Annotated in this window: 19 protein-coding genes and 1 tRNA gene; 11 read left to right on the top strand and 9 right to left on the bottom strand. The window is 52.8% G+C overall.

The genetic code is table 11. The features are described 5' to 3' along the window. Positions 1 to 15 precede the first annotated feature (15 nt). Positions 16 to 1,938 carry a threonine--tRNA ligase gene (gene thrS / locus B036_RS0106085; protein ID WP_020567805.1) on the bottom strand — a complete coding sequence of 641 codons (1,923 nt, stop codon included), beginning with the start codon at positions 1,936 to 1,938 and terminating at the stop codon, positions 16 to 18. 106 nt (positions 1,939 to 2,044) lie between these two features. On the opposite strand from thrS, the gene B036_RS0106080 reads away from it, so the two are divergent. The 4 genes from B036_RS0106080 (at position 2,045) to B036_RS28245 (ending at position 5,810) form a co-directional block, all read left to right on the top strand. Beyond that, positions 2,045 to 2,482 (top strand): TonB-dependent receptor plug domain-containing protein, encoded by a 438-nt coding sequence (locus B036_RS0106080; RefSeq protein WP_044101923.1) that lies wholly within the window; start codon positions 2,045 to 2,047, stop codon positions 2,480 to 2,482. Positions 2,483 to 2,487: 5 nt separating this feature from the next. Then, positions 2,488 to 2,928 (top strand): TonB-dependent receptor plug domain-containing protein, encoded by a 441-nt coding sequence (locus tag B036_RS0106075; protein ID WP_020567803.1) that lies wholly within the window; start codon positions 2,488 to 2,490, stop codon positions 2,926 to 2,928. A gap of 232 nt (positions 2,929 to 3,160) precedes the next feature. Further along, on the top strand, positions 3,161 to 4,285 hold the full coding sequence (locus B036_RS0106070) for a Wzz/FepE/Etk N-terminal domain-containing protein (RefSeq protein WP_020567802.1): 1,125 nt from the start codon (positions 3,161 to 3,163) through the stop codon (positions 4,283 to 4,285). Between the two features lie 61 nt (positions 4,286 to 4,346). Next, positions 4,347 to 5,810, top strand: coding sequence for an O-antigen ligase family protein (locus B036_RS28245; RefSeq protein WP_044101921.1), 1,464 nt, complete (start codon positions 4,347 to 4,349; stop codon positions 5,808 to 5,810). A gap of 187 nt (positions 5,811 to 5,997) precedes the next feature. Here the strand turns inward: B036_RS28245 and crcB are convergent, their stop codons facing one another. The 6 genes from crcB to B036_RS0106035 all read right to left on the bottom strand — a co-directional run bounded on the left by crcB (position 5,998) and on the right by B036_RS0106035 (position 10,595). Continuing rightward, positions 5,998 to 6,366: a fluoride efflux transporter CrcB gene (crcB, locus tag B036_RS0106060; RefSeq protein ID WP_020567799.1), complete on the bottom strand. Its 369-nt coding sequence runs from the start codon at positions 6,364 to 6,366 to the stop codon at positions 5,998 to 6,000. Further along, positions 6,366 to 7,478 carry a glycosyltransferase family 4 protein gene (locus B036_RS28240; RefSeq protein ID WP_044101920.1) on the bottom strand — a complete coding sequence of 371 codons (1,113 nt, stop codon included), beginning with the start codon at positions 7,476 to 7,478 and terminating at the stop codon, positions 6,366 to 6,368. The genes crcB and B036_RS28240 overlap by 1 nt, the downstream gene beginning before the upstream one ends. 82 nt (positions 7,479 to 7,560) lie before the next feature. Next, positions 7,561 to 8,328 carry a tRNA pseudouridine(38-40) synthase TruA gene (gene truA / locus B036_RS0106050; RefSeq protein ID WP_020567797.1) on the bottom strand — a complete coding sequence of 256 codons (768 nt, stop codon included), beginning with the start codon at positions 8,326 to 8,328 and terminating at the stop codon, positions 7,561 to 7,563. Further along, positions 8,328 to 9,071 carry a tRNA (adenosine(37)-N6)-threonylcarbamoyltransferase complex dimerization subunit type 1 TsaB gene (gene tsaB / locus B036_RS31710; RefSeq protein WP_020567796.1) on the bottom strand — a complete coding sequence of 248 codons (744 nt, stop codon included), beginning with the start codon at positions 9,069 to 9,071 and terminating at the stop codon, positions 8,328 to 8,330. Before tsaB ends, truA begins: the two co-directional genes overlap by 1 nt. Then, on the bottom strand, positions 9,068 to 9,388 hold the full coding sequence (locus B036_RS0106040; RefSeq protein WP_020567795.1) for an MGMT family protein: 321 nt from the start codon (positions 9,386 to 9,388) through the stop codon (positions 9,068 to 9,070). The genes tsaB and B036_RS0106040 overlap by 4 nt, the downstream gene beginning before the upstream one ends. Before the next feature lie 160 nt (positions 9,389 to 9,548). Beyond that, positions 9,549 to 10,595: a gliding motility protein GldB-related protein gene (locus B036_RS0106035; protein WP_020567794.1), complete on the bottom strand. Its 1,047-nt coding sequence runs from the start codon at positions 10,593 to 10,595 to the stop codon at positions 9,549 to 9,551. 73 nt (positions 10,596 to 10,668) lie between these two features. Here B036_RS0106035 and B036_RS0106030 point away from each other — a divergent pair, with 73 nt between their 5' ends. Then, complete coding sequence (locus B036_RS0106030) at positions 10,669 to 11,445, top strand: porin family protein (RefSeq protein ID WP_020567793.1); 777 nt, start codon at positions 10,669 to 10,671, stop codon at positions 11,443 to 11,445. Between the two features lie 87 nt (positions 11,446 to 11,532). On the opposite strand, the gene B036_RS0106025 is transcribed toward B036_RS0106030, so the two are convergent. Then, positions 11,533 to 13,116 (bottom strand): hypothetical protein, encoded by a 1,584-nt coding sequence (locus B036_RS0106025; protein WP_026231736.1) that lies wholly within the window; start codon positions 13,114 to 13,116, stop codon positions 11,533 to 11,535. A gap of 458 nt (positions 13,117 to 13,574) precedes the next feature. On the opposite strand from B036_RS0106025, the gene B036_RS0106015 reads away from it, so the two are divergent. The 6 genes from B036_RS0106015 (at position 13,575) to B036_RS0105990 (ending at position 21,179) form a co-directional block, all read left to right on the top strand. Beyond that, positions 13,575 to 14,462 carry an ABC transporter ATP-binding protein gene (locus B036_RS0106015; protein WP_020567791.1) on the top strand — a complete coding sequence of 296 codons (888 nt, stop codon included), beginning with the start codon at positions 13,575 to 13,577 and terminating at the stop codon, positions 14,460 to 14,462. A gap of 133 nt (positions 14,463 to 14,595) precedes the next feature. Next, a complete protein-coding gene (locus B036_RS0106010) occupies positions 14,596 to 18,237 on the top strand; it encodes an ABC transporter permease/M1 family aminopeptidase (protein WP_020567790.1) in 3,642 nt (1,213 codons plus the stop codon). 193 nt (positions 18,238 to 18,430) lie between these two features. After that, positions 18,431 to 18,502, top strand: a tRNA-Met gene (locus B036_RS0106005). A 174-nt stretch (positions 18,503 to 18,676) separates the two neighbouring features. Then, complete coding sequence (locus B036_RS0106000) at positions 18,677 to 19,525, top strand: mevalonate kinase family protein (protein WP_020567789.1); 849 nt, start codon at positions 18,677 to 18,679, stop codon at positions 19,523 to 19,525. A gap of 96 nt (positions 19,526 to 19,621) precedes the next feature. Further along, the gene (locus B036_RS31705; protein WP_020567788.1) at positions 19,622 to 20,377 is read left to right on the top strand and encodes a LytTR family DNA-binding domain-containing protein; all 756 of its coding nucleotides are present in this window, start codon (positions 19,622 to 19,624) and stop codon (positions 20,375 to 20,377) included. Between the two features lie 130 nt (positions 20,378 to 20,507). Continuing rightward, the gene (locus B036_RS0105990) at positions 20,508 to 21,179 is read left to right on the top strand and encodes a hypothetical protein (protein WP_157472053.1); all 672 of its coding nucleotides are present in this window, start codon (positions 20,508 to 20,510) and stop codon (positions 21,177 to 21,179) included. Here the strand turns inward: B036_RS0105990 and B036_RS0105985 are convergent. Continuing rightward, on the bottom strand, positions 21,136 to 22,776 hold the full coding sequence (locus B036_RS0105985) for a serine hydrolase domain-containing protein (RefSeq protein ID WP_020567786.1): 1,641 nt from the start codon (positions 22,774 to 22,776) through the stop codon (positions 21,136 to 21,138). The genes B036_RS0105990 and B036_RS0105985 overlap by 44 nt on opposite strands. Positions 22,777 to 22,839 lie beyond the last annotated feature (63 nt).

Here is a 22,839-nt window from a genome sequence, read left to right as displayed (position 1 = left end):
GGTAATGTAGACAGCCTAGAGTTGGCTCTTAAAAAAGGTAGTAAATTCTTCAAGGGACATCGTGCCCTTATCTCCTTCGCCCTGGATGCGGAGTGCAACGCCCCCAGCCTCCATTTCCTTCTCCCCAACGATGAGCAGGAAGGGAATGCGTTTCATTTCGTTGTCGCGGATCTTGCGGCCAATCGTTTCGTTACGATCATCGACCACACCGCGAATGTCTTGTTCGGCCAGCTGCTTCATAACGTCCTCGCAGTAGTCGTTGAATTTTTCGCTGATGGGAAGCAGGACGTACTGCTCGGGTGCCAGCCAGAGGGGGAATTTACCTGCGGTATGTTCGATGAGGATGGACGTAAACCGTTCCATACTACCGAAGGGGGCACGGTGGATCATCACCGGGCGGTGCGCTTCGTTGTCAGAACCGATGTACTCAAGTTCGAAACGCTCGGGCAGGTTATAATCTACCTGCACGGTACCCAGTTGCCACTGGCGACCGAGGGCATCGCGGACCATAAAGTCAAGCTTCGGGCCATAGAAAGCCGCTTCGCCATAAGCGGTCACCGTTTTCATATCAATTTCCTTGCAGGCATCGATGATGGACTGTTCGGCAATCTCCCAGTTCTCGTCCTTACCGATGTATTTTTCGGGAGTGGCGGGGTCACGGAGGGATATCTGAGCGGTAACGTCGTCAAAGCCGATCATTCCGAGTACTTCCTGTACGATATCGACCACAGCAAGGAATTCTCCCTTCACCTGCTCGGGCGTACAGAAGATATGTGCGTCATCCTGCGTAAATCCGCGGACCCGGCTCAGGCCGTGAAGTTCACCGGTTTGCTCGTAGCGGTAAACGGTTCCGAATTCGGAGAAGCGGATCGGCAGTTCCCGGTAGCTTCGCGGGCGAAACTTGAAGATTTCGCAGTGGTGCGGGCAGTTCATGGGTTTAAGCATGAATTCCTCGCCTTCGCGCGGCGTCTTGATGGGCTGGAAGCTGTCTTCGCCGTACTTGTCCCAGTGACCACTGGTTACGTACAACTCTTTTTTACCGATGTGCGGGGTGGATACCTGCTGGTAACCAGCAGCCTCCTGGCGCGTAGTGAGGTAATTGATCAGTCGCTGGCGAAGCTGGGTACCTTTGGGTAACCACATCGGCAGACCCGCACCTACCTTTTCGCTGAACATAAACAGCTCAAGTTCCTTGCCGAGTTTCCGGTGGTCACGCTTCTTGGCTTCTTCCAGCATCTCCAGGTATTCCTTGAGCTCTTTGGCTTTGGGAAAGGATATTCCGGAGATACGGGTGAGTTGCTTGTTGTTTTCGTCTCCACGCCAGAAGGCGCCGCCAACTTTCATCAGCTTTATGGCCTTGATCGCCCCCGTATTCGGGATATGCGGGCCGCGGCAGAGGTCGGTAAATTCTCCCTGAGTGTAGAAGGTAATGGTACCGTCTTCCAGATCTTCGAGAAGTTCTAGTTTGTATTCATCACCTTTTTCGGTGAAGTAGGCGATGGCATCAGCTTTACTGACTTCCTTCCGGACAAAGTCGTTCTTACCCCGGGCCAGTTCGAGCATTTTAGCCTCAATGGCGGGGAAATCGTCGGTAGAGATAGCTACGCCTTCTGGCGGCTCAACATCGTAGAAGAAGCCGTTCTCGCCGGCGGGTCCATAGCCAAATTTAATGCCAGGGTAGAGGGCTTCTAGCGCCTCTGCCATCAGGTGAGCGGTAGAGTGCCAAAAAGTTTCCTTACCGCCCTGATCGTTCCAGGTGTGAAAAATGATGGTCCCGTCTTCGCTCAGGGGAAGATCTCGATCGGTTAGTTGACCGTTGACGGTAGCAGAGAAAACATTTCTCGCCAGGCCTTCGCTGATGCTGGAAGCAATGTCGAGGGCCGTGCTGCCGGCGGGGTACTGACGGACGTTACCGTCGGGAAATTTCATGTTAATCATTAGAACAATTATGTGCCTTCCTACGGACGAAGGCGGATTTAAGATTGCAAAGGTAATTCAAGAGAAGCCGCCAAAGACGTATCTTTAAGTTTAAAATAAAAGGACCATGCGACTACTTTCACTCTGCCTGCTGTTAGCAATGTTTTTGCTCAACAGCTGTACGACCCAAAAAAGTGCCACCAACCTAGCTCAAAACCTGGAAAACGAGGCCGCTGCGGAGAAAAACAACGTAAATTCCGTGGATGTAGATGCTGCTTCAGGCATAGATCTAACCTCTTATCTTCGGAAAATCGCTGGCATGCAAGTACGCGGTTCCGGTCCAACCGCCATGATTCGGGTCCGGGATAGCCGTAGTGCTCAATCTGATACGACCCCATTGTTTGTGGTCAACGGAACGATACTTGGCAATAACTTTGCCCAACTCTATAACAGCATCGACCCCAACGAAATTTCCCGGATTAAGGTGCTGAAAACTGCCAGCGAGACGAATCGATACGGGCTACAGGGCGGTAATGGCGTAATTGAAATAAAGCTTAAAGATTAGTCGTAATGCTTAGGTACCCCAACTTTTCATTCTCACTTGCAGCGCTAATCGGCCTGCTGGCCGCTATTAGTTTAGCTACTTCTTGCGGTACTTCGCAGGCGGTTGCCAGCCAGGATAAGGAACGAAAAAGCAACACCCTCGAGGTCGATAACACTAAAACGGGTATAACTGATTTGACGTTTTACCTAAAGCAAATATCCGGCGTGCAGGTTAACGGCTCAGGTGGAGACGCCACCATTACAGTACGGGGCGTCAGCAGCATCAATTCTGAGACTTCGCCGCTCTTCGTTGTAAATGGCAATCCCATTGGCAATAATTATTCGGTCATTTTCAACATGGTTGATGTACAGCAGGTGAAACGGGTTAGGGTGCTAAAAAGCTCCGTGGATACTAGCTTATATGGCATGCGAGGTGCCACGGGAGTGGTGGAGATCGAGATGAATTAGGGTCCATCAGGACACTTCCCCCATAACTTACAATTAGTTTTGACTAGCTCAAGCAGGCTGAGGCTTCGGGGCTGTAATTGAGGTACCTAAACCTAATGGGCCCATAAAACCTTCTTGAATTCATCATCCCAAAAGCCACACTCTGCCCCTTAAAGTTATCTATTCGTTGCGTAATACGTAAAGCAAAGCTGCTTCTTGTACCTTTGCGCACTTTTCTGACCTAACTACGAACATGGCTTCTGATACTAAAAGCACCAAACCGGCGCCACCACATCTGATTGGGGTGCTTCGCAGTTTATGGCAATGGCGTATGCCGATCATTTACGTTACCCTGGCCGGCACCCTTTTAGCCGTAATTATTTCACTGCTGGTGCCAGAATATTACACCAGCCGTACCGCTTTCCTTACCATAAGTCCCGATCAGGTGTCTATTGATGGTGTATTTGGAAATAATAACAGCCGCATCCAGTTCTACGGAACCGGAGATGATATTGACCGGCTGATGGCCGTCGCTGAAAGCGACGCGCTCGTCGATCAAATGGTGCAAAAATTCCACCTCTACAAGGCCTATGACATCGACAGCACCAAGAAAAAGGCGCCCGTATACGTGCGGCGAGAATTCCTCGGACTGTACGACGTAACGAAAACACCTCGGGACGCCATCGAACTGGAAATTTCCGACCGTGACCCCATTCGTGCGGCCGACATGGCCCGAGCTGCGCGAGAGGAGATCAACAAAATCAGCCTCGAACTTATCCGTGGCACTCAGGAGCGTAGTGCGGCTGGCTTGCGCAGTGAGGTACAAAACCGCGAGGAGACGCTGAAGGAAATTAATCGCCGGCTGGGCGACTTACGGGAGAAGTACGGCGTGTACAACACCCGGGCCCAGAGTGAAGCTTTGGCTCAGCAGACCACCTCCATGCAGTCAACCACTGCCTCTACTGAAGCAAAACTCCTGGCGTATCGCCAAAGAGGCGGAAGGGGAGCTCGCGACAGTATTGCGAAATACGAGATCCAATTAGCTGGTTTACGAAGTGCCCGCACCAATCTCGATAGTCAGTTGGTCCGGCTGAACCTCAGTATTGGTTCCATTGAAAACCTGGAAGAGGAGCGGGAAGACCTCAATGATGCGCTTTCTGAAGACCGCATTCGCCTTAAGCAATTTGAAACCATTCTGCGCTCCGAACAACGGGCGCTGGAGGTCGTCGAAGAAGCGAAGGTGCCGGTTGCAAAAAGTTACCCGATCCGTAGCCTGATGGTAATCGGAGCATTCATGTTCAGTTTCATCATTGCTGTAGTCGGCGCTTTATTGATCGACACTGCAAGAGGATATGATTGGCGTGAAATTTTCAGCTGATGCCCCTTACTCTAGCTCAAGTATTGATCATTAACCTCTGATCTTTAAAACCGACGCCTCTTTGCTGACTTCTAAAAATCCTCTCCCGGCCCCGGCCCGCAAAGTCTATTACGGCTATGCGGCACTGGCGTTGTTGTGCATGGGCGTGGGGATGGTATCAGAGGCTTATTGGTTGGCGGGAGCGCCGGTGCTGGGTTGGGTGGTGGTGCAGGCTTTTCTGGACTTCCGGCCCTTGTTCTGGCTTCTGCTGGTGATGATCCCGATCAGCACTAACATCATTTTACCCGGCGGCTTCGGAACAGACCTACCCACGGAGCCGCTCGCCATTGGGCTGACGGGGCTACTGATTTTACACGCCGCCAGGCACTGGCCGGAATACGAGAAAAAACGCTTCGGCCACCCCATTGCCTGGTTACTTTACGCTCACATAGGCTGGATACTCTTTGCCACGCTGTATAGCGAGGGCTTTCTGGTAAGTCTCAAGTTTTCGCTGGCAAAACTGTGGTACCTCGGCGCTTACTTCCTCCTGCCTTTACTCATTATTAAGACACCCCGTAAGGTGACCCTGATGGTACACTGTATACTGTGGCCGCTGTTGTTCGTCGCGCTACAGACCCTGGTACGGCACGCAGCCTATGGCTTCAGTTTCGCCATGCAACATAAGACGATGTTCCCGTTTATGAACGAGCACGTTTCTTACGCCGGTTGCCTGGCCACCTTTGTGCCTTGGTTGTTTTTTCTTTCGTGGTGGTTGCGTAGCCGGGGTAAATCAACCTGGTGGCTTACCCTCATCGTACTGCCCATCTGGCTGGCAGCAGTATACTTCTCCTACACCCGTGCAGCCTTCGTTGCCCTGGCTTTGGCCGGTGCCGCTTTTTACATCATTAAGTGGCGGTGGCTGAAACCTGCCCTGGGGCTTGCCATCGTCGGGGCCTTAGCCGTAGTACTCTTCTTTGTACGAGACAACAAGTACCTCGACTACGCGCCCGATTTCGAGACCACCATCACGCAGGAACGCTTTGACAACCTCATCACTGCCACCTATAAGCTGGAAGACATCTCCACAATGGAGCGCTTCTATCGCTGGGTTGCCGCTGGCCACATGGTCCCTTATCGCCCCTGGACCGGCTGGGGTCCGGGCAACTTCCTTGATCACTATAAGGGGTACACCGTTAATGCCTTCCGTACCTACGTATCCGACAACGAAGGCCGCTCCGGCATCCATAGCTATTACCTCATGACACTGGTAGAGCAGGGCTTCCCCGGTCTGTTTATCTTCTTGGTGTACATCTTCGGTGCCCTCCTCATCGGAGAGCGGATGTACCATCGGCAAACCGATCCCGCCGCCCGCAATGCCATCATGGCCGCACTACTCGCCATGCTCATCGTCGATGCCTTCAACATCATCAATGACCAGATGGAAACAGATAAAGTGGGGGCACAGTATTTGCTGAATTTAGCGGTGCTGGTGGGGATGGGGTGCTTCACCCCTAAGGATAGTGTTTCAGATCGTGAGTTGGGCTAGCAGGCCAATATTGGCACATTAATTCGAAACAGGGCAGCACGTTTTGCCTGCCTGCCGGCGGCCTCCTTTTGAAGCATCAAAAGTAGGCCGCCGGCAGGCATGTTAGACGGGAATGCAGTCGGTAAAGACAAGGTGCCAACTGTGGCAAAGTCGACCTGACAGCGCACTAGTTACCGTCGAAGAAAAATCATCGCACCACCACCAAAGCCACCCATAACGCCCCCATCCCGCCCAGCAAACTGAGTAAGAGGTACCAAAACGCCACACCGGCATGCCCTTCCTCTCCCAAAACGACCAGCTCGAGGGCAAAGGTGGAAAAGGTGGAAAACCCGCCGCAAAAACCGGTAAGCAACAGGAGTTGTAGTGGGCGGGAGAGTTGGTTCTTACTAATCAGTCCGATGCCGATACCAAGAAGTATACAAGCCAGTACGTTCGCCAGTAAGGTAAACCAGGGTAGGTGGCCTTCGGCCAGCTCTGCCGGTGGCAACAGACGGGCGATGCTGTAACGGGCCAGGCTGCCTAGCCCGCCGCCGATGAAAACCAGCAACCAAGCCACTAGGCGTTTTCGATTAGCGGCTCCGAAACAACTTCTTTCGGGCGGGCAGCAGCTACTCTGGCCGCTACTATCCTCCGGACATTACGGTGGATGAAGAAAGTAACCAGTAATGCAATACCAATTTGCAGTGCAATAAGTGCGTGCAATTCGAGTAGATCGTCCAGAACGAAGACCAGGCTAATGAAGAGCATGTTTGCAAGTCCAAGTACGGTAGTAGCCTGCATGTGGTCCAGACCTGAATCGATCAGCAGGTGGTGAATGTGCCGACGATCAGGCACAAATGGGCTGCTACCCCGAAGAATGCGGGTGGTAAAAACCCGAATGGTGTCGAAGAGTGGAATAATGAGAATACTGACGGCTACCGCAATCGGGTTAGCAAAGGTGTATTTAGGCAGCAGATCAGGTGCTGAGGCAATGTCGATAAACTTAATGGTCATTACCCCAAGTAAGAGCCCCACAACCAGAGCACCGGTATCTCCCATAAATGTACGGGCCGGCGTAACGTTGAAGCGAAGAAAGGCGATCAGGCTCCCGGCGGTCGTCATGGAGAGAACCCCCAGGTAAAACTCATCCACCATAAAGAAGTAGGTACCGAAAGTAACACTGGCGATGGTTCCTACAACGCCGGACAGGCCGTTGATTCCGTCAATCAGGTTAAAAGCATTGGTGATGACAAGCAAGGTAAAACCACTGACCAGAAGGCTTAGCCACCGGGGGAACTCGCCAATTAAACCAAAAAGGCCGTACATATTGTTTAGTTGTACTTCTCCCCGGGATACCAAAATCGAGATGGCCACAATGAGGCCAACCATCTTATGGCGGGGAGACAGCCCTTCAATATCGTCTTTCACCCCTACCAGAAAAACGATCACCATCGCGCTTAGTATGAACTGAAGTTCGGCCCACTCATCGTGCGGAGTGAGTAAGAGGGTGGTAAAAATGATGCCGATAAAAATTGGAATGCCGCCGATACACGGCGTAGAAACCTTGTGGCTGCTTCGGTCTACGGGCTCTGCCATCAGACCTTTATGGTAAGCAATGCGAATCATTGCGGGAGAAATAGCAAATACTAATGCAAAAGACATCAGGAAGCTAAGAACTAGAGTTAACATGTCTTTGGGATGAAACGGTGTGTAGAGGGCGGAACGCTATAGAAAACACGCATAGGAATCCCAAAGATAGGTTGCAACGGGCTCAACTCAAATCTTCCCAGGCGGATTTATCAGGATATTCCACCTTACTGAGGTAAAGTCCTGAGGCCGGAGCGCTCCATGGTTTTGGCAGTCGCGTCTGGTTGTCCATTGCCTGGCGCAGGTCCGTCAGGGATAATTTCCCTTCACCGACACGCAGGCACATCCCCACGATGAGCCGGACCATACCCCGTAAAAAACGGTTGGCGGAGATGTGAAATGTCCACCCATCTTCGGTAAAATCCCAGCGGGCTTCCGTCAACTGGCACTTCATGGTGAAGGCGTCAGAGTTTGTTTTGCAGAAGGGAGCAAAGTCGCCGTATTCAAGTAAAATATTTGCCGCAGCTTGCATTTTTTTCTGGTCAACGTCCACAAACTGTGGTAAAGAGGCTACGGTATCAGGCCGGAAGGGATCCTTACGAAGGGCCAACCGGTAAGTGTACCCACGCCCCGTGGCGTGGAACCGGGCGTGGAATTCGGGCGGAACGCGGTAGAGGCCGAGAATGGCGACATCGTCGGCCACAAACCGATTGAACCGCCGGAGAAAGGCTGGGGGGAAGGGGCCGGCGAAGTCGAAGTGAGCGACGTAGTAGCTGGCGTGTACCCCGGTATCCGTACGGCCACAACCGACGATTTTTACTTTTTCTCCAAGAATGGTACTCAGCGTAGTGTCGATGATTTCTTCCACACTCATCGCGTTAGGTTGGCGCTGCCAGCCCGAATAGTTGGTCCCGTTATAGGCCAGTTCAAGTGCGTAGCGGTTGCTTTCCATTACCCCAGTAGTTTTTTCTTCGACTTGGTCACAAAGGGAGCATTGAGGTAGAAAGGTTCGTAGCTCGCCACGTCAACCAGGTGGGAATGATCAGGCGAGGCCGCGGGTGCAAGGAGGTGACTTGCGGAGCATTGTGCGGGGGATGCCGGGATTAGTTTATGGTCAGCCGGTGCGGCTTCCAACACCCGGCCCTGCCCGGAACCACAGACGAGGACCTCCCTTACTCCAGCCGCAACTATCAGTTTTTCGTGCCAGTCTTCTTCCGTTAGCCGGATATTTGTTGGGCCGAGGATCAAAGGGTTAAGGCCGGGAGGAATACCCTGCTTCCCAAACTCACTTTGCACCTGCGATCCCGCCCCTAAAAAAAGCTGCCCGAAGACCTCTCCTTTCCTGGAGTTGATCGTGGCCAACACCGGAGTTTTTGTCACTCCGGTAGCCACCGCTAATGCCGCAAGCGTCGGCACCACCCGTAATTGTAACCCAGGTAACGCCAGGCAAAGCCCTTTGGCCGTGGCCCCACCCACCCGCAAACTGGTGTAACTGCCTGGTCCGTCGCTCAGCACGACCTCCTCCAGCTCCGTTATATCAATTTTTGCCCCTTGTATCACCTGCTGGATGAACAGCGTCAGGTGACTCGAATGCTGGTGTGATTCCGTAGCGGTATGCTCTGCCAGGAGGACCCCGTCGCGGGCAATCGCAACGGAGCAAACATCCGTCGCCGTTTCAAGAAGTAATTGCGTCATTTCAGTAATTCGGTGGGTGCCCAGAAAAGTGCTGCAAAGTTAACCACCTTATTGTCGACAACCTCCACCCCCTCGGCTTCTAACCTTTCCTGCATCAGGGTCGGCGTGGCAAAATGGTTCCTTCCGCTCAACTCCCCTTTTCGGTTAACAACGCGGTGTGCGGGGATGTCGTCAATGCCGTGCGCCTTATTCATGGCCCAACCCGCCATCCGCGCGCTGCCAAGCGTCAGGAAATCTGCGATGGCGCCATAGTTGGTTACCCTGCCGGGAGGGATCATTCGGGCTACGTCGTGTACGTCTTCAATGTATTGCGCCATGGAGCGAAGTTAGTTCATAGTTCACAGTGCTCCGCGCGGGAATGCTCGCTACCGCTCGTACACCTCCGGCTAATAGGGGTCAATTGGCTTTGGGGAAATGTAAACGAGCGCAGAAAGCTGCACCATGTGATTGCCATGACCTACTAGACTGTGAACTAGTCTACTTAGGTTTATACCGCGCTCCCACCAACACCTTCTGCCCATCATCGATCTCCAGCAACTGTGCCATAGTGACCTGGGGATTTGCCTTTACGAAGGCCTCCACAATCTTTTTTCCAAGATAGTTAACGGCCTGCCCGGGCGACTCACTGGGCATTCCCTGGGACGAAGGAGACGGCTGCGTGTATTTCTTGATCAAGGCTGGATCAGTGCTGTACAGGTGCTTTTCTTTTTGAAGGTGGGCGTAGATGGGTATTTCGTTGTTCCGCAGCCATTCCATTTGGGGAGCTGTCACCTCATGGATGATGCTATCTGGCGTTTCCGGCAATACTTTGTCGAGCAGGAACAGTTTTTTGCCTTCGTAGATGAGGTTGTCGATCAGCCGGCCGCCGCGCGGCCGGGAGACGCGGTCGTCGATCAGGGTGCGCATCAGCTTTTCCGTCATGTGCTCCGGGGTGTAAGTACGGGCCAGGTAGTCGGAGAAGATCGTCTCCCGGGGATCTATGCGGTGGTAGTTGTAATCCGGCCCCAGGAAAAACTCCAGCCCGACGGCCATGTCGCCGTCGCCGTAGAGCGCGGCGGCAAGTTCAAACTGGGAAAAAAAGGTAAGCAGGGTATCGGGGCGTGGAGCGTCCGGCAGGTAATACTTGTAGTAGCGCAGGGCCCGCTCGAAATCTTCCCGTTGCCTTTCGAGTACGGCTTCGGGAAAATTTTCAAGAATGGTGGAATCGACCTCCTTGATTAAAAAAAAGGTTAGAAAAGCCTTCATCATCAACAGCTGCTCTTCCGGGCTGAAATCACCTCGCCGTAAGGGGATGATGTGCCGCAGGTAATTGTCGGTAAAGTCCGGAAATTGCGCTTCCATTTGACTGATGCCGGTAGCGAGGTCAGCGGTGTCCAGGGCCATCAATGCCCGGTCGAAGCGGACTAGTTTGACCGAAGCGGTGATGCCGGAAATATCGGGCGGAGGCAAAGCTGTATCCTCTGTACATGTCCAGAATAATAAGAGAAATAGGCTAAGGGGGATTAATTTTACGTTTACTTTCATAGTCGGGCTAAACACCAGCTAAGCCGGCTCGTTTTAGATATAGATTAAAAGACCACTAAACCAACGGACCTACATGTTTAAAAATTTCAACCTCCTCCGCCTACCAGTAATTGCTATAGCACTCTTTTTGCTACCGGCCTTTGTTGCCGCTCAATTACCGGGTGATCTGCAGTTCGGCATCCAGGCCAGCCCCACCTTTAGCAGCATGAGCACCAACGACAACCTGATCAACAGTGACGGGTCCAATCTGGGCATGAAACTGGGCTTGGTGGGAGAGTACTACTTTCGCGAAAACTACAGCTTCCATACCGGTCTGAACTTCCATTTCAATGCTGGTGGTACACTCTTTTATGAAGATCAGTACACCAAGGTCGACATCTGGCGCGAATCACTCGACAGTGCATTGCCCGCCAGTGCCCTGCCTGATTCCATCAGCGGCGGCCTGTCTTACAAATACGACCTCCAGTTCCTCGAAATCCCCCTCGGCCTAACGCTACGGACCCGGGAGTTCGGCTACATTCGATACTTTGTCCGCCCGACTTTTCACCTCGGCATCGTTACCAAATCACGCGGCAGCCTGAAAAATGCCGGCTTCGTGGAAGATGAGGAGGATTTTGACATCAATAAAGACGTCAACGGCATCAACCTGGGCTGGGGCCTGGGTGGTGGCATCGAATACAGTATATCCACGGGTACGGCCATCATCGCAGGCATTGGCTACCAGTCTGGCTTTGCCGACCTGACCACCGATAAGGGAACCAGCCTCCTGCGGGAAGGCCGCAACCCACGCGAAGATGATAGCAAAGGAAAAGTCAGCTCGATTGTTCTGATGCTGGGGATTATGTTTTAAGGCGAGTTGTCAAGTTGTCGGGTTGTCGAAATTAGCCGTTGCTAACTATTGGATAGCCCGACAACTCGAAAACCCGACAACTCAAGACTAAAACCCCCGGTAACCCACCGTTATCAGCCCCGTCAGCCGCGTTCGATCCGTTTCCACCACTTGCCCGTCGAAGGCAAAAGTGCGGTAGGGAGCATAGTAGGAAGCCGCGCTTTCGACACGCACGGCAAGGTCAACGAAGAATTTATCCTTAGCGTAGCCGACCCCACCCGAGAGGTTGAGGAATTGGCCATCTTCGTCGTTGCGCAGATCAATAACCGGATTTTGGCGATAGCCAATGCCGGCGCGTACCTGAAACGGCTTGAGGTTGAGCTCTCCGCCGATACGGAGGCCCAGGCTCCCCTTCAGGCTGGCATCAACGTCCTCGTTTGCGGCAACATCGACTTCAGTAAAATCGTCAGAGCTGAAGGAAGTGCCCGCGAAGTTGAGGTAATCGACGTCAATGGAGACAAATCCGTTACGTCCGATTAGGTAACCGCCGCCAACGTAGAATCGCCAGGGCGTTTGCAGGTTAAAGGCAGCCTCGCTGCGCGGACTGAGTTCCGTACCGCCCTGCGCCTGGCCGTTGTCGGTAAAGTTATACTCAAAGGTTGTTTCGTACACTTCGTCTACCGTCCAGAAGGTCGGGCTGTGTACGGCAGCGCTCAGGCGCAGCTGCTCCGTCAGTCGGCCGATGAGACCGAACTTGAAGTTGATCCCAGAGCCCGACAACTCCAGCAGTTCGTCGAAGCCGGCGTTGTCAAAAAAAGTGATCTCGTCCTGGTTGTCGACCTCGTCGTAAGTCTTTGTCTCGTTGAAGTTTATCGTCGGAATTCCGAGGGTAAGCCCCCAAAGCACTTTTTCTTTGTAGTTACCGCCAAAACCGAGGGCAAATTCATTGATGCCACCGGTGCGCTCCACGCGTCCGCTTCGGTTAATCTGCCCGCCAAGACTGCTGTCGAGGTCGAAGTCTGAAAAGAAGCCAAGCTCGTCCTGCTGGATAACGTTTGGAATGTTCTGGGCAAGGTCGGTACGGAAAGGGTCGAAGACGCCGTCATTCAGGTCTTCCACCACCGCATCGATGATGCCGCCTTCGCTGCGGCCTTCATAAAGGATCGTTTCATTAAAGTCCGCCATGCGGGTGTAACTGAAGCCAAAGTTGAACGTCGACCAGTTGATCGAGCGGGTATCACCAGCCCAGACGAGGCTGAGGCTAGGGACAACGAAGGCCGATTTATTCTCTTGGATACCTTCGTTCCCCGTACCATTGACCAGGCGGGCATCCAGATTATTGAAAGTAAAGCCGGGGGTTATCTCGACAGAGCTGTACCGGTTCCAGCCGATGCCGGCCGGGTTGGTATGCAGGGTGGTACCGACAACCCCGATGGAGGTCATACTGCCGCCGGTGCCCGCGAAGCGGGCGTTGCCCATTGGTTCGATCAGGCTGAAGCGGAGGGCATCTTCAACTCGGACGGGGAGGGTCCGGGGCGTGATTTGGGCCTGGAGTAAAGGGGTGAGGGTAAAAAGGAGTAAGGGTAGCAGCAGCCAGCTTCTTTGGGCGCGAACGCGGGCGGTGTACTGAGCCCGTCGAAGTATGTTGGGCAAAGTTGGAAAAACAAGTGGGGATTGGCGGAGTCTGGTCATAGCTGGAACGGGGAGTTATTCGTCAATAATAAGGATTTCCAACGCTACGGGGTTCACACCTTTACTTGCTTAGGGGCAAATAATAAGAGGATTTTAACGGGAGGCAACCAAGTAAGAGAGGAAAAGGCACGGAGTGAGTTACAATTTCTCAAGGGATTACAATCCTCATTCACCTTGGGTGATGCCACTTTACATGTTACCTAACGGCCTCCGTTGCCGATCAGAATAGCACCCTGCACCTGCGGCCGCGCCATAATGGTCAGGCAGATTGAAGGGGAATGGTCTGAAGTCAGGACACATAAGCCCGTACTAAAGACTGTTTACTACGGGTTTCCGACTGCGCTTTTGTCGCTAAAAACCAGTTATGTACAGGTATAATTACGTGTTTTGTCATATTTGTCGTGGCATAAAAAGATTTTTTCAGACCTTAAAGGCAACACAAGTCCAAATCACCCACTATGGAGCTAAGAATTGAGAACCTCAACAAAACGTACGGCAACGGCGTCCACGCCATCAATAATTGTAACCTGACCATCGATCAGGGGATGTACGGCCTGCTCGGCCCCAACGGTGCCGGCAAATCCAGCCTGATGCGTACTATTGCCACCCTGCAGGAAGCCGATTCCGGCAGTATTACCCTGGGGGATATTGATGTGCTCAACGACAAAGATGCCGTTCGCCGCATCCTTGGCTACCTGCCCCAGGAATTCGGCGTCTACCCCAAAGTGTCGGCCGAGAATATGCTCGACCACGTGGCCGGCCTCAAGGGAATCAACAACCGCAAGGAGCGCAAGGAACTCGTCGGTGCGCTGCTCAACCGCGTCAACCTATACGACAAGCGAAAAAGCAACCTCGGCACCTTTTCCGGCGGCATGAAGCAACGCTTCGGCATCGCCCAGGCCCTGCTTGGCAACCCCAAGTTGATCATCGTCGACGAGCCCACGGCCGGCCTCGACCCCACCGAACGCAACCGGTTTCACAACCTGCTCAGCGAAATCGGAGAGAATACCATCGTCATCCTTTCCACCCACATTGTGGAAGACGTCACCAACCTCTGCAACGACATGGCCATCATCTGCCTCGGGCAGGTGATTACCACCGGGCACCCAGCGGAGCTGGTCAAGGAAGTCCAGGGAAGTGTCTGGAGCAAGTCCATCAACAAGGCAGACCTGCAGGCTCATATGGAAGCCTTCCGCGTCATCTCTACCCGCCTCAAAGCCGGTAAAACGGAAATTCACGTCTTCAGCGAAAACCAGCCAGACAGTTCCTTCGCCGCCGTCAACGCCGACCTGGAAGACGTGTACTTTACCCGGATCGGGGAACGAATGGAACTGGAATTGGTCTGATTTGTCAAGTTGTCAAGTTGTCAGGTTTCCGGGGTGTCAAGTACAGCCAGACACCCCGAAAACCTGATAACTCGACACCCCGACACCCTGACAACCCGATATCTTCGACACCCCGACAACTAGACAACCCGCCATGTTCTTCAACATCCTCAAATTCGAGCTCAAATACCGCCTCAAGCGCCCCGCCACCTGGGCTTACTTCGGCATTCTATTGCTCTTCGGCTTTCTTCTTGCGGCAAACGCCTCGAACGCAGGTTCCGAAAAAGCTTTTGCAAACTCTGCTATCACGGTTACTAACCTGCTGATGACGGTCAGTATTTTCGGCACCCTGATTGCCTCCGCAGTTATGGGAGTTCCGGTGTATAGAGACATTGAACACAGCGTGAAGGACTACTATTTCACCTATCCGGTTTCCGAAAAAGGCTATTTGCTTGGGCGTTATACCGGCTCGTTGATCACCTTACTGTTCATCAGCCTCGGGCTGGTACTGGGGTTGATGCTGGGTTATGGCTTAGGACCAGCTCTTGGGTGGGAAGAGCCGGAACGTTTCGGTCCGCTGCGCATCGGGGACTACATCTACGGCACCACCACCTTCCTATGGCCGAATTTAATCCTGACCGGTACCATTTTTTTCTGCCTGGTGGCCCTGACGCGCAAGATTTTCATCTCCTACGTCGGCAGCATCCTGTTCTTCATTTTCTACCTCGTTGCACTCACACTTACGCAGGACATTGAAAACCAGAACCTGGTGTCTGTTCTTGACCCCTTCGGCGGCTCTGCATTACAGGAAACGACCAAATACCTCACCCCTCCGGAGCAGAATACCTTTCATGCACCGATTACCGGGAATTTGCTCCTCAACCGCCTGATATGGATGGGGGGAGCTTTGGCTTTACTGGTTTTTACGCTATTCCGTTTCGACTTTGCCCGCTTCCTGGGCGGAGGGAAGCAGAAAGTGAAGAAGGCTTTGGCATCGGAAGGCTATCAGGGCGCGGCCGCAGGTGCAGTGTCCATTCCTGTGGTGCAGCAAACTTTTCGCAGTGGAAACTACGTTCGCCACATGTTTGCTCAGGCCTGGATCGAGTTCAAGTCCATTCTCCGTGACCCCTATTTCGCAGGGATTATTTCCGGAGCACTGTTGTTCCTCTTCCTGGACGGATGGTTTGGCAACACGGTTTACGGTACGCCCAGCTTACCGACCACCTACACGATGCTGGAGATGAAGAACGCGACTTACATTTTCTTCGTCATGATCATCCTCGTTTTCTACACCGGCGAAGTGGTACACCGGGACCGTACCGTAAAGTTTGACCAGATCAGCGATGCGCTGCCGGTCCCCAACTGGGCCACCTATGGCGGTAAATTACTGACCATGTTCCTCGTCACCTTTCTATTGGTTACTATGGTATGGGTCATCGGCATCTTCAGCCAAACGATTCAGGGCTATACTAATTACGAATTCGGTCAATACTTTACGGACCTGTACTTGCTGACTTGGCCACAGTATATTGTATTGATGTCCCTGGCCTTCTTTGTCCACGTACTGGTGAATAAGAAATTCCTGGGCCACGTCATCGCCATCGGCACCTACGCGGCGGTTTTCTTCGTCCCTTCCATCCTGGAGATTGACTACAATATGTTTCTGTTTGCCAGCCGGCCGAGTTACATTGTTTCAGACATGAATGGTTTCGGCCACTTCGTCAAATCCGTCAGTTGGTTCAATGTCTACTGGCTGGCTTTCGGTGCCATTCTGCTGATTGTGGGTGGCTTGTTCTGGGCCCGCGGCACCGACAATGCCATGAAAAGCCGCTTCCAGCGCTTCGGGCAGGATTGGGGCATGAAACCGGCACTGGGTATTCTTGGTGCACTGGTCCTTTTTGCGCTCTCCGGCTTTACGATCTACCAGAATGTAAGCGTCAAAAACACCTATACTACCAACGAAAAAGGGCTGGACCAACAGGAGGCCTTCGAGAAGACTTACAGCAAGTACGAGAAGTTCCCGCAGCCGAAGATCACCGATACGGAGGTCTTTATTGACCTGATTCCGGAACAACGTGACGTGAAGGCCCGGGCGGTTTACCAAATCAAGAACAAGGGTAACGCGCCAATCGACACTTTGCTGATCAACCACGCCTACGGTCCGAAAACGGCGAAGATGAGCACCTTCACCATCGGCGGTGAGAGCCCTGAACTGGTTAAGCGGGTCGAAGACGCCAATTTCGAGATCTACCACTTGGCCGATCCACTGGCACCCGGTGAGACTACCACCATGGAAATGCTCATCGAGGGTGGTTTTGGTGCTTTCCCCAATGAAGGCTACCAGCGCGATATTGTCTACAACGGCACCTTCTTAAACAATTCCATCTTTCCAACTTTTGGCTATCCAGGCGGTGGTATCAGCTCTGATCTGGAACGGAAGAAACGGGGACTGGAAATTAAAGATTACAGCTTGCCACCGCAAGACGATTCCCTGGGGCGGAGCACCCTGCTTTTTGATGACGATGCTGATTTTGTCACCTTTAAGGCAACCGTTTCCACGGCTCCGGATCAGATCGCCATCGCCCCCGGAAAGCTCATCAAGGAATATGAGAAAGACGGTCGACGGTACTTCGAATACGCCAACGAGGGAAAGATTCAGAACTTCTTCAACATCTCCTCTGCCCGCTACGAAGTAGCCGAAGACAGCTACCGTAACTCGAATGGACAGGACGTGAAAATTCAAATTTTCCACCACAAGGATCACGCCTGGAACATTGATCGAATCATGCAATCAGCCAAGGTCAGTCTGGAGTATTATTCCAAGAATTTCAGTCCCTACCAGTTCGATCAGTTACGTATCCTCGAGTTCCCGCGTTATGCCAGTTTCGCTCAGTCGTTCCCCAATACGGTGCCTTACGCAGAAGACTTTGGCTGGACGGCTAACTTCAGCGACCCGACCGACAATGACTATGCCTTCACCGTTACGGCACACGAAGTAGCCCATCAATGGTGGGGTCATCAGGTAGCGCCAAGCGCTACCCGTGGCGCCAACCAGATATCCGAAACGATGGCTGAGTATGCTTCTCTGATGGTTACCAAAGAGCAATACGGTGAAGCCTCAATGGGTAAATTCCTGAAGTATGAACTCGACAATTACCTGCGCTCCCGCGCCGGCGAAAGCAAGTTCGAGAAAACCCTGCTCGATAACGACACCCAGGCCTACGTCTGGTACCGAAAGGGCGGCCTGATCATGTATGCACTCTCTGATTATATCGGAGAAGAAAAGCTCAACGCGGGCCTTGCGGCCATGGTCGACTCCTTCGCCCTGAAGGAAACAGCTCCCTTTGCCACTACGGACGACTGGTACTACTACATCAACAGCGTAACCCCGGACTCCCTGAAGTATTTTCTCCGGGAGAGTTTCGAAGAGATCACCCTCTACGAAAACCGGGCGCTGGAAGCGAAATACAACACTACGCCCGACGCTAACGGCCAATACAAAGTCACCCTGAAGGTAGACACCCGCAAGATCATCTACGAAGGCTCCGGGGAGGAGAAATCCCGGCCAACGGAGCGCAGTCTGATCGAGATCGGTGTCTTTGCCGCAGACGGCACCAATAAGCAAGGCATGGCAGAAAAGAAGCCGCTTTTCCTGGAGAAGCGTTGGCTCACCCCCGGTGAGCACGTCATCGAAATCTACGTCGACGAAGCCCCGGTCAAAGCTGGCATTGACCCGTACAATAAGCTGATTGACCGGGTTTCGGATGACAACTTGATTGACGTGGATGCGGAGTGATTAGTCTGGTAGCCTGGTAATTCAGTAGTCTGGTATGGCTCCCGCGAAGGGATGCTCTCTCCGCTCGTGGCGGCTACCGCCTAGCGACGACCTATGACTCGCTTTGCTTCTTTCAACCTACCCAGCACCTGCGTTCCCGCCAAAAAAGAGGCTAGTCCCGCAACTTCCCCTGCTCCGTATGACATGATGCTGGTGCGGGATGGTGCAGCGGTAGCATACCGGTCTCATAAGCCAGTGGTCGTGGGTTCGATCCCCACTCCCGCGTCAAAGTTTTCCCTTACCATAATGGTCTATTGGTGCTATTGGTCTGTTGGTACTATTCTCAACAGAGCAATAGACCCAAAGCCCCTACGGAAGGAACTACCTACTACTGACTACCCACCATAAACTATCCACTGCCTACTATGAACTACTTCATCGTGCAGCGAGTTTACAAGTAATGCACCGCGAATACCCCGCCAAAGTTCTGTTGTACGGCGAGCACACCGTTTTACGCGGCGGTCGTGGATTGGCCGTACCCTATACCGCGAAATCTTTACGTTGGATCAAGGATCGGCCAGACGAACGCCTCCTCAAATTTGGTGATTACCTGCGAGTAGTCATGTCCGCTGATCTTTTCGACGCAGATGCCCTTGAGGACCATCTGCTCGATGATTGGCGACTGGCCGGGGACATCCCGCCGGGCTACGGGCTGGGCAGTAGCGGGGCCGTCTGTGCCGCTATCTGGGACAATTTCTCCACACTCTCTGGCAAATCCCTCAGCGGCGAAGCGCTGCGAAAGAATCTTGCCCGGATGGAGCAGCATTTTCACGGTGCCAGCTCGGGTACTGACCCTTTGATCTGCTACCTCAACACTCCGATATTGCTGGGAGGTGGCGTGCCACCACAAACTACCCGATTACCTTCTGGCTGGAACGAAGGCTTTTTCCTGGTCGACACCGGCCAGGAACGAAATGCGGCCGATTACATCCAACGGTTCACCTCTCGTTACGATAGCGACCCGGGCTTCGCCCGGGCCATCGACACTGGATGGACCACCAGTGCCAATGCCGCTATAGACGCCCTTCTAGCCGAAGACCGCCAAGCTTTGTGGCACCACACCACCGAACTCAGCGAGTTCCAGCTCCGGGAATTCTCCGATTTCATCCCCGCCGGTCTTAGGCCTAAATGGACCAACAACGGTTACAAACTTAAACTATGCGGTGCCGGCGGTGGTGGCATGATGCTGGGGCTTGGTTCCGACAAAAGGCTGGTGGAAGGTACTTTAGGTAAGGTTTGGTGGCTTTAACCGGAATTTCTTAGCGATCTTGTCGACGGACCAACCATCTACGCCATCGCCTCCTTCCACCGACCGGACTTCACTACTGCCAATCGACATTTGTGGATGATTATTTTAGTTGGGCTTGCACTAGGCCTGGCGAATTATTCCCTGGGGGTTTACGAAAGCCTTGGCCGCAGTATGGTCCTCCAGGTCATCATTAGTCTTTTGATCGGCTATCCGTCATTGGTCATTGGGCATAATGCCCGCCAATGGTGGCCGGAAAGCACACCATCTTACCGCCAGCAGCTGTGGTTACTACCCGCTTTTTTTCTCCTTGGCCTACTGGCTACAGAAGGGCAATTATTGGCTGACTACTTACTGTTCAACGTACAAAACTACCGTCCTTTCCAAGCCGGTGGCGTCTACCTTTTCAACGGCATCCTCTCCGGCATTCTGGGTATGATGCTTAAAAGTTGGCGTCCGGAGGCACTGCCACCAGCAGCCAAAACCTCAGTTGAAGCCCCGGGAATTCCGCGACAAGAACCCCTCACTAAAATCCCCCTGCGCAAGGGAGAGACAACTGCCTTCATGGCCTTGGAAGACATCATTTATTTTGAGGCCTACGACAACTACTCCTTCCTTCACGATTCTGATGGTCAGCGCAGCCTTTGCAACTACTCCCTGGTTTATCTTGAAAGCAGGCTAGACGATCGCTTCTTGCGCGTACACCGCAAGTACCTGATCAATACGGGCCAGATCGCCGGGATCACCCCACACTTGAAAGGCCGCTACGTAATCACGTTTACGGACACAAAAAGCAGCAGTATTCGCAGCAGCGCGGGCTATACCGATCGGGTCAAGGCCCTCCTGCAGCTGTAGAAGCCGTCGGAGAAGTTGGTTTCACCATCCGGGAGACCCGTTTCACGGATACAACTGCCCAACTTACCCGAAACGCCTGGTGAGAACCTGGAGTAAGCCGGTCCTTTGGTTCCAACCAAAACAGTTCTCCGTGTTGCACCAAATCAATATTTCCATACATGTATTGTCTGGCTTAATCGCCATTATCATGGCCATCGTCGCTTACGCTTCCGTGAAAGGAGGAACCACGCACCGTAAATATGGTCGGTGGTTCCTCGCCTTTATTACGCTGACCATTGCTACAGCGGCTTTGGGTGTACTGGTTTTCAGAGACCGGCCTTTCCTGACGGTGGTCACGCTACAGGCTGCCTATATGGCCTATACCGGTTTCCGGGTCCTCAAGCTGAAGAGCCGTCCCTTTCAATTAGTAGATGTGCTGGTACTGGCAGGTGCCATCTTATTGGTCGGCAACTTCTTCTTAAAGCTGCAAAGTGCCAATATCGTTTGGAACCAACGGGTAGTCTGGTACATTCTCCTTTACCTCTGTCTGATTCTGGCCTTTGACCTCCTTAGGGTATTTTGGCCGGGCCTGATCAAACAGCCTAAGTTCTGGTTATATGACCATATTTTCCGGATGACTGGTGCCTTTACGGCATTGGTTTCCGCAGGTATCGGCACCGTCATGAGTGGCTGGGAGCCATGGAGCCAGATCGTGCCCGCCTTTTTGGCTACCTGGTGGTTGGTGTTTTGCTTAATTTGGTTTCCCCGTCGACACAAGGTTACTTCCGAACAAAGCGCAGATTCTTCGTCCGTTCATCACTGACCAGTAGGGTGGTTACCTGACCCGAAGCGTCCCGAACAACTTTGATATTATTCCCGCCGCCGGCCAGTATTTGGTCCCGCTTATACATCTCTCCTTTTATGTTTTCCTTACCGGATTTGATCTGGTATTGCTGGCCTTCAGCGTAGGAGACATCAAAGCTTACATCAAGCTCATCGTTATAGAACTCACCTTTCAGGCCAGCGAAGTCGTAGCCCTTCCAGTCTACGTTTGAGCGGGTAAGTGAGTACGGGGCATGGGCCCAGTAATAGGCCGTTACCTGCATCCCCTTTTCTTCGTCCCAGGTAAATTCCTGCTTAAAGGCGGGGTCAAACTTCTGGCGGTAAATGTTTCCTTCTTCAAGTTCTAATTCGTTGTCGCTCCGGCCATCCCGCTCCAGCATTAGCTTACCATCCACCAGTTTAAAGATAAAGGCGTAGCCATTGTCCGCCAGGTAGGTACCTAAGAGTTTTTCGACGGGGATCTCTGCTCTGACGGTCTTCGGTTCTGTCAGGAAAGCATCTTCGGTAAATACGTCCTTCAGGACAATGTCTGCTATGGTACGGACCAGCATGGAGGTGCCAAACTTACCACTGTTGTCCGAAGCGACTACGGTCAGGTGCTGCTCCGGGAAGCGGATGAAGGAGGCATCCCAGGCACCGGTGCTGCCATCGTGCCAGCGAACGGGTACGCCTCGGTATGCTCCGCGCTCCAAGCCAAATCCGTAATCAGCATCAGTATTAACCGGTAATTGACTTTGGGACAACAGTGGTGCCTCCAGGCAGGCGGTTTCACCCTTTTGGACGACTACTTCCCAGGCTAATTGATCCTCAAGTGTTGAGAAAAGGGAGCCGTCTCCGTGCAGGTCCGTTCGCCATTTGTAGGTACTCCAGGTGTCAAAGTTGAAGTAGGGCCGGCCAACGTTGGGCCCCATATCATTGTGGTCGCTAACGAAATTGGTATTGGTCATGCCAAGGCTTTTAAATAAGCCGTCGGTATACTCCCGAAAGGATTTACCCGAAACCTTAGCAACAAGGTAAGTCAGCAAGATGTAATTGGTATTGCTGTAGAGGTGCTGGGTGCCCGGCGTAAAATTGAGTTCACGTTGATTCCTGATCAGTTCGAGTGCATCATCATTCGTCAGTGTCTTTTTCCACCAGGTGATGCCCTGAAAGCTCCACAGATTATAGACGTCCCGAATACCGCTGGTATGATTTAGGAGGTTAGCGACCGTGATGGCTTCCTTGATGTCCGGATAGAGTTCAGGGAAATACTCACGGATATCGTCTTTCAGGTTTAATTTTCCTTCCCGTGCCAGTTTAAGGGTGGCGATGGCCGTAAACTGTTTTGCGTTAGAAGCAATGTTGAAGCGGGTTTGTCCATCGATGGCGCGCTTAGTATCCAGGTCCGCCAGGCCAGCGTATTGGGTGTAGACAACGTTACCGTTTCGGATGATACCAATGGCCCCGCCGGGGCCACCGTCGGGGATATCGGCCATGAAGGCCTTATTGATGGCCTTCGTTTGTTCGGGAGTAAGGGACTGGGAAAGGAGGTAACCGCAACCGAAAGAAAGGAGAATAAGGAGAAGTAAGGTTTTCATCCGCAAAAAGGAGTTTTATAATTGGTTCGGGGCAAAAATGCCCGATTTCCTTGCCCCCGGCGC

It is taken from the genome of Neolewinella persica DSM 23188, assembly GCF_000373105.1.
GTDB classification, from domain to species: domain Bacteria; phylum Bacteroidota; class Bacteroidia; order Chitinophagales; family Saprospiraceae; genus Neolewinella; species Neolewinella persica.
The sequence above is the reverse complement of the archived record's forward strand: the minus strand, read 5'-3'. Positions and strand labels throughout refer to the sequence as shown.